Origin of the sequence: Mycobacterium sp. 1245499.0 (assembly GCF_001673615.1) — a bacterium.
Lineage (GTDB): Bacteria > Actinomycetota > Actinomycetes > Mycobacteriales > Mycobacteriaceae > Mycobacterium > Mycobacterium europaeum_A.
On the sequence record NZ_LZMG01000364.1, the window covers coordinates 1 to 6814 of the forward strand.

The 6814-nt window shown below is 65.5% G+C and carries 9 protein-coding genes; all 9 read left to right on the forward strand.

What is annotated here, in order from left to right:
• The first annotated feature begins 28 nt into the window (after window positions 1-28).
• Window positions 29-1357, forward strand: coding sequence for a HAMP domain-containing sensor histidine kinase (locus A5646_RS22550; RefSeq protein WP_066870089.1), 1329 nt, complete (start codon window positions 29-31; stop codon window positions 1355-1357).
• Window positions 1358-1421: 64 nt separating this feature from the next.
• Window positions 1422-1820, forward strand: a complete 399-nt coding sequence (locus tag A5646_RS22555; RefSeq protein ID WP_066870092.1) for a VOC family protein — start codon at window positions 1422-1424, stop codon at window positions 1818-1820.
• Window positions 1821-2069: 249 nt separating this feature from the next.
• The gene (locus A5646_RS22560) at window positions 2070-2375 is read left to right on the forward strand and encodes a PE domain-containing protein (RefSeq protein WP_066870097.1); all 306 of its coding nucleotides are present in this window, start codon (window positions 2070-2072) and stop codon (window positions 2373-2375) included.
• Window positions 2376-2405: 30 nt separating this feature from the next.
• Entirely contained in the window at window positions 2406-3587 is a 1182-nt protein-coding gene (locus A5646_RS22565) for a PPE family protein (protein ID WP_066870100.1), read from the forward strand.
• A gap of 102 nt (window positions 3588-3689) precedes the next feature.
• Window positions 3690-4004, forward strand: coding sequence for a WXG100 family type VII secretion target (locus tag A5646_RS22570; RefSeq protein ID WP_040630553.1), 315 nt, complete (start codon window positions 3690-3692; stop codon window positions 4002-4004).
• 51 nt (window positions 4005-4055) lie between these two features.
• The gene (locus A5646_RS22575; RefSeq protein ID WP_007771836.1) at window positions 4056-4343 is read left to right on the forward strand and encodes a WXG100 family type VII secretion target; all 288 of its coding nucleotides are present in this window, start codon (window positions 4056-4058) and stop codon (window positions 4341-4343) included.
• A 117-nt stretch (window positions 4344-4460) separates the two neighbouring features.
• On the forward strand, window positions 4461-5291 hold the full coding sequence (locus tag A5646_RS22580; protein WP_066870103.1) for an ESX secretion-associated protein EspG: 831 nt from the start codon (window positions 4461-4463) through the stop codon (window positions 5289-5291).
• A 128-nt stretch (window positions 5292-5419) separates the two neighbouring features.
• Window positions 5420-6445: a MinD/ParA family protein gene (locus A5646_RS22585; protein ID WP_156749105.1), complete on the forward strand. Its 1026-nt coding sequence runs from the start codon at window positions 5420-5422 to the stop codon at window positions 6443-6445.
• Window positions 6442-6814, forward strand: a 373-nt coding sequence (gene eccD / locus A5646_RS22590; RefSeq protein ID WP_082984821.1) for a type VII secretion integral membrane protein EccD, incomplete at its 3' end; no start/stop codon positions are given. The genes A5646_RS22585 and eccD, both read left to right, overlap by 4 nt.

The following is a 6814-nucleotide window of genomic DNA, read 5'->3' on the forward strand; positions in this document are numbered from 1 at the left end:
TCGCGTCCTACCGCGTGTACAGCTGCCGATGCGGGTGCTGTCGCTGCGCACCATCGTCATCGTCGCCGCCATATCGGTGATGACGCTCGTGGTCCTGCTGGGCACCTGGGTGTGGGTGGGCGTGACCAACGATCAGTACAGCCAGCTCGATCGTCGGCTCGATTCGGTCAGCAGCCTGGGTGACATCAGCAGCCTGCTCAACAACGCCGAGCACGCGAGTCCGGACCGGCCGGCGCCCGACGGCAACCTGGTGCGCACCGCGCGTATCGGCGGCGTGACCGTCTCGGTCCCCAGCAGCATCGTGTTGCCCCAGCTTCCCGACGGCTATGCCAACACCACGATCAACGGGGTGCAGTACCGGGTCCGCACCTTCACCGCGGGCCCCGCCTCGATAGCGCTGGCCGCGCCGCTGGCCGAAGCCCAGCATCGGATCAACGAACTGCACCTGCGGGTGTTGCTGATCTGCGCCAGCGTCATCGGCGGCACCGTCGTGGTGGGCTGGGTGATCTCGTTGATCATGGTCAACCCATTCCTGCTGTTGGCCCAGCAGGCCCGCGCCATCAACGCCCAGTCCAGTCCGGACGAGGTACAGGTTCGCGGCGTGCGCGAGGCCGTGGAGATCGCCGAGGCGGTCGAGGGAATGCTGGCCCGCATCGGCAAGGAGCAGCAGCGCACCAAGGCCGCGCTGGAATCGGCCCGCGACTTCGCCGCGGTCGCCTCCCACGAGTTGCGCACGCCGTTGACCGCCATGCGCACCAACCTGGAGGTGCTCTCGACGCTGGACCTGCCACCCGAGCAGCGTCACGAGGTGATCGGTGACGTCATCCGCACCCAGAGCCGCATCGAGGCCACGCTGACCGCGCTGGAGCGGCTGGCCCAGGGCGAGCTGACGACCGTCGACGACTTCGTCCCGTTCGACATCACCGAGCTGCTCGATCGCGCCGCCCACGACGCCCTGCGCGTCTATCCCGATGTGGAGGTCTCGCTCGTGCCGTCGCCGACGGTGCTGATGATCGGGCTGCCCACCGGGCTGCGGCTGGTGATCGACAACGCCATCGCCAACGCCGTCAAACACGGCAACGCCGGCAAGATCCTGCTGACGGTCGGCAGTTCCGGGGAGGGCGTGGAGATCGCGATCGACGACGACGGCACCGGGGTGCCGGAATCCGAACGTGCCACGGTCTTCGAGCGGTTCGCCCGGGGCTCGACGGCCTCGCGGTCGGGCTCGGGGCTGGGCTTGGCGCTGGTCGCTCAGCAGGCCGAATTGCACGGCGGCACAGCGGCATTGCAGACGAGTCCGCTCGGTGGCACCCGGCTGCTGTTGCGGTTGGCCGGTGACGGGCGCGGACCGGCCTAGCGGCGGATCGCTTTGGCCGGCCCGCCCCCGCGTGCACCGCGCCGTTGATATCGCACAATGAGGCATGCTCGGCCACCTCGGCATCAACGTGCCCGATCTGTCAGCCGCGAAACGGTACTACGACGCGCTGATGCCCCTTGTCGGTTTTGAGCCGTTCTTTCATGCCGACGACGAGTTTTCTTATCGGCCCGCCCAGAACAAGCCGGGCACTTTCCTGTTCTTCTATCCGGCGCTCGAGCCGCACGAGTACTCAGCGCAGCAAGCGGGGCTGCAACACCTGGCATTCATTGTGCGGCACCGGTCGTCGGTGCGAGCCGTGCACGATCATGTCGTTCGAATCGGCGGTACGGTCATTCATCCGCCGGGCCATTTCCCGCAATATCCCGGCCATTATTACGCCACGTTCTGGTATGACCCATTCGGCATCAAACTCGAAGCGGTGTGCCATCACGACCGTGATTAAATAAAGCGGCATCGCAATGCACGGAAGGTGGCGGAGGTGCATTTGTGGCTGCCGAGTCTTGAGTGGCGACTGAGGTTTATTGACGACTCCGTCTGGGAATCCAGTGATTTCACGCTTGGGACTGGTGTTGCTTAACTGAATTCCGGGCCTTGAGTCCGGCCATAGTCGCAGTGAATACAAGATCAACGAAACCGCACTACACTAAGGCCCCAAGTACGTGGATTTGGGTTGAGCGTTCGGAGGGAAATCATGGTTGTGTCAGTCGGGCCAGAAACGGTTCTGGCGTCCTCGAGCACCGAGACGGCAATCAGCGCGGAGACCGAAGCGGCCGCCTCGGCGGCGGCGCCCGTCCTGCTGGGGGTGCTGCCCATGGGTGGGGACCCCGATTCGGCCATGTTCGCCGCGGCGCTCAACGCCTGCGGCGGTAGCTATCTGGGCGTAGTGTCCGAGCACGCCGCCCAGCGCGGCCTGTTCGCCGGCGCGCAGAGCATCGCCTCGAGCACATATGTCGTCACGGAGCTCATGCGCAGCTTGACGATGGCAATCGGGGCCTAGGGCCCAGCGACGTAAAAGGGGGAAGTACGCATGGCCGATCCGGGGTGGGCTGCGCGTACGCCTGAGGAGAACGACCTGCTGCTCAAGGCGGGGGCCGGCGTCATCACTCACCTGGCCAACCAGGCCGCCTGGACCGCCTTGGCGGCAACCCATCACGGCTCCAGCATCGCGTCGACGATCAACACCGTCGCGACGTCGGCGAGCTGGACGGGCTCGGGTTCGTTGGCCTCGGCGGCAAACGCGACCGCACTGAACGCGTCACTGCACGGGCTGGCCGGCTGGGTCGACGTCAAACCGGCGGTGGTCTCGACCGCGGTCTCGGCATATCAAATGGCTTATGGATCAATGCGTCCCGCGCCCGAGTGCATCGAGAACCGCACCGAGACCGCGACCGACTACGGCATCAACCCGCTGGTGCTTGGCGCACTGACCCCGCGCATCACGTCGCTGGAGCTCGAATATTTCGGGTCGATGTGGCCGAACAACTCCGCCGTCGGAGCCAGCTACGGAACGATCCTGACGGCCCTGTCGCAAAGCCTGACCATTCCGCCGCCGGTCGCCACCATGGGCGCATCACCGGCCGCGCCCGCGCAGGCCGCCGCGGCGATCGGCGAGTCCGCGGCGGAACAAGGGGCCGGTGACGGCATGCGCGCCGCCATGCAGAGCGCGCAGACCGGCACGCAGGGAGCCGGCCGGGCGGCCTCGGGTGGCCAGGACTTCATGAGTCAGGCCACCTCGTTGATGCAGCCGGCGCAGCAGCTGATGGGAGCGGTCCCGCAGGTGATGCAGGCCCCCATGCAGATGATGCAGGCGCCGATGCAGATGATGCAGCCGCTGATGGGCATGTTCTCCAATCCGGGTGCCCTGGGCATGGGCGGGGCGACCCCGGCCGTCTCAACGGTCTCGGCCACCACCGGGCTCTCCGCGGCGGAGGCCGGCGTCGGCGGGGGCGCATCCGTGGGCGGTGCGGGCGTGCCCGCAACGAGTTTCACCCGTCCGGTCAGCGCCTTCGAGCCCGCCACCGGTGGCCGGCCGGTGGGACTGCGACCGGCCGGGGCGCTAGGCGCCGAGGCCCTGCGACCGCAGACCACGACGATGGGTGGTGCTCCGATGGGCGGTATGCCCGTGGGGCACGGGGCGGGAGGCGACCGCGGCTCCCGTGACAAGGCCGACCAGCCCGCGACCGTGCGGGTCGTCGACGCTCGAGTGTGAAGCCAACCCCCTGGTGAAAGGTGAATCGACAGGTCCAAATAGCCGCCATACACTTCGCTTCATGCCCTCACGGGGGGCGGCCCACCGGAGAAGGAGAATTCCGTGACAATCAAAGTGACACCGCAAATGCTTCGCGATGCTTCCAACGCTATCCAAGCCAACATGGAGCACGCGATCGGGATTGGCCAGGGATACGTCGCCAATCAAGAAAACGTGATGAACCCATCCACCTGGTCTGGCTCTGCTGTGACGGCGTCGCATGCGACGGCCATCGAGGTTCAAAACGACTTGAATAAAGTGTTGACCGGCGGCACGCGTCTGGCCGAGGGCCTGACGAAGGCGGCGGCGCTGATGGAAGGCCACGAGGCGGATTCCTCGCACGCCTTTAGCGCGCTATTCGGCGGCCACGGCTCCTGATCACCCAGTCATTCGTCATTTCATTAATGGTCTTTTGAAAGGAAATCCACCATGTCCGACCCGATCACTTATAACCCGGGAGCCGTAGCCGACTTCGCCACCGACGTCGCCTCCCGCGCCGGCCAGTTGCAGTCGATTTTCGACGACACCTCCAACCGCACGCACGCCCTGCAGGAATTCTTCGCCGGCCACGGCGCATCGGGCTTCTTCGAGGCCCAGGCCCAGATGCTGTCCGGGCTGCAGGGGCTCATCGACACCATCCGCCAGCACGGGGTGACGACCTCCCACGTGCTGGACAACGCGCTCAGCACCGACCAGCACATCGCCGGGCTGTTCTGAGTCCGCACAACCACACAGAGACAAACAAGGGTGGGGCAGATGCGCCGGGCGTATGTGCCCCACCTTTTGGGTCTCTTATCCACCGGTCGGGCGTCCCACTGAGTGAGGTAAGGCGACATGCTGACCACGACGGTCGACGGCTTATGGGTCTTGCAGGCGATCACCGGGGTGGAGCAAACCTGCCCTGAGCTGGGCCTGCGGCCCATGTTGCCGCGTCTGGACACCCCCGAGCGCGCCCGCAGCCACCCCGCGGCCGCGGAGCTGATGGCCGCCGGCGCGCTCGATGAGGCCGGCGAGGTCGACCCGATGATCCGGGAGTGGCTGACGGTCCTGCTGCGGCGCGACCTGGGGCTGCTGGTAATGATCGGGGTCCCAGGCCGCGAGCCGACGCGGGCATCGATCTGCCGTTTCGCGACGTGGTGGGTGGTCCTGGAACGGCACGCCGACATGGTGCGGTTGTATCCCGCCGGCACGGCCAACAACGAGGCATCGGCCAGGGACCTGGTGGTGGGTCAAATCGAGCGGCTGTGCGGCGTGGCCGAGGCGGCGCCGCTGCGCCCGGTCACCCTGGACACCGAGCAGCTACTGAGCTCGGTGCGCGACACCGCCAGCCTGCGATCGTTCCTGCTGGAACAACGCCTAGACGCCGACCAGTTGCAGATGGTGCTGACGGCCGCCGATCCCGCGCGGTCCGCGCACGCCAACATCGTCGGCCTGCAGGCCGGGGTGGGGCCCGACGAATTGGCACGGATCGCCGTCGGGGATGCGACGGTGTCCATCGTCGACACTCCCGCCGGCCGGATCTGCATCGAGAGCGTGACCTCGGGGCAGCGTCAGTACCAGATTCTTTCGCCCGGGTCGCGCACCGACATCGGCGGCGCGATTCAACGGCTCATCCGCCGATTGCCCGCGGGCGACGAGTGGCACTCGTATCGACGAGTGGTGTGACGGTGCGCCGCAAGCGAACTGCCGAAAGTAACTTAGATAACCAAAGCCTTGGAATAGCAACGTCTGTCGTGCTTGAAAGGTTTCTGAACGAGTAAACGCGGTATCGCCAACCGTGTTAGCATCTCGTCGTGACGAGCCCTTGGAATGACCCGAATATGTCGGACGAAGGAGCGCTCAGACGGGGGGATCCGTCAGGGGCCAGCAACTTCCCGGATTCGGTATCGGACACCATGCGTATTACCGATCTGGCCGCGCCGCGGAAAATTCCACCAGGGTCAGGCTGGCGGAAATTCATTTACACCATCTCTTTTCATAAAATAAATCCCGGCGAGTCCCCCCGGGAACGGCACTACCGGGATTTGCAGAATCGCATCCGGCGGCATATTCGACGGCAATACGTCATCACGGTCGTCTCCGGCAAGGGCGGCGTGGGCGTCACCACGCTCGTCGCCTGCCTCGGGGGTGTGTTCCGGGAATGCCGGCCGCAGAACGTGATTGCGATCGACGCCGTCCCGGGCTTCGGAACGCTGGCCGACCGCATCGACGAATCCCCGCCCGGCGATTACACCGCGATCATCAACGACACCGATGTCCAGGGTTACGCGGATATCCGAGAACATCTGGGCCAGAACGTCATTGGACTTGACGTCCTGGCCGGCAACCGGACCTCCGACCAGCCCAGGCCGCTGGTGCCCGCGATGTTCTCCGGGGTGCTGTCGCGCCTGCGGCGTACCCACACCGTGATGATCGTCGACACCTCCCCCGACCTCGAACACGAGGTGATGAAGCCGGTATTGGAGAACACCGACACGCTCGTGTTCGTCTCCGGCATCACCGCGGACCGGTCACGCCCGGTGCTGCGGGCGGTGGACTACCTGCGGTCGCAGGGCTACCACGAGTTGGTTTCGCGCAGCACCGTAATTGTGAACCACACCGACCAGATCACCGACAAGGACGCGTTGGCGTACTTGACCGAGCGTTTCACCAAGGTCGGTGCGACGGTCGAAGTGCTGCCGTTTGATCCCCACCTCGCCAAAGGTGGCATCATCGATACCGTTCACGAGCTCAAGAAGAAAACGCGATTGCGTCTCTTCGAAATCACCGCAGGGCTGGCGGACAAATACATTCCTGACGCCGAGCGGTCGGTGCTGTGACAGCGCCGCATAAGGTCGCTTTCCCGGCGCGTTGTGCGGTCAACATTTCTTACGAAAAGCATCTGTGTTCCCAGGTGTTTCCCGCCGGAATTCCGATGGAGGGATTCTTCGAGGGAATGGTCGAGCTGTTCGACGCCGACCTGAAGCGCAAAGGCTTTGACGGCATCGCATTGCCGGCGGGCAGCTACGAACTGCACAAGATCAACGGCGTTCGGCTCGACATCAACAAAAGCCTCGACGAGCTGGGCGTCCAGGACGGCGACACCCTGGTGCTGGTGCCCAGGGTGGACGGCGAGTCGTTCGAACCGCAGTACGAGTCGCTGTCCACGGGATTGGCGGCCATGGGCAAGTGGCTGGGCCGCGACGGCG